The organism is Paracraurococcus lichenis, assembly GCF_030657435.1.
GTDB classification, from domain to species: Bacteria; Pseudomonadota; Alphaproteobacteria; order Acetobacterales; family Acetobacteraceae; genus Paracraurococcus; species Paracraurococcus lichenis.
Window position 1 is genome coordinate 1 of sequence record NZ_JAUTWS010000462.1, and the last position, 499, is coordinate 499.

The following is a 499-nucleotide window of genomic DNA, read 5'->3' on the forward strand; positions in this document are numbered from 1 at the left end:
CGACAGGTGGGACTTCCAGGCCTCGTACGCCTCGCAGAACCAGGAATAGCCGAAGCCGTCCGGGTGCTGCGCCCGGTACTCCTGCCAGAGCAGCGCCCGCGTCACCCCGCGGCGCCGCAGCTCCCGCTCCACCTCCGCCCAGTCCGGCACCAGCCGGCTGGCGACCGCGTCACCCGCCGGCGGCCCCGGGAACAGCTGCCGCTCGAGCTCGGTGTCGGTCAGCCCCTCCGGCAACGGCCAGGACAGCCCCGCCGCCCGGGCCCGGCTCAGGTAGGACCCGATCGCTCCCTTGCTGATGCCCAGCGCCGCCACCATGGCGCGCTCGCTCAGCCGGGCCTCGTACTTCAGCCGCAACACATCGCGGATCCGGCGCATCGACAATCTCTCGGTTGGCATCCAGCGGACCTCGTCAGGGACGAGGCCGCCTTAGCCCGCTCAGACTGTCGACAGACCAGCCCCAGGCACCCCCTCTCAGGTGCCCGCGATCCCGTGGAATCGC

Annotated in this window: 1 pseudogene; it reads right to left on the reverse strand. The window is 72.1% G+C overall.

The features are described 5' to 3' along the window. Positions 1-396: pseudogene (locus tag Q7A36_RS40805) on the reverse strand (IS21 family transposase); the annotation flags it as partial. Positions 397-499: the final 103 nt, after the last annotated feature.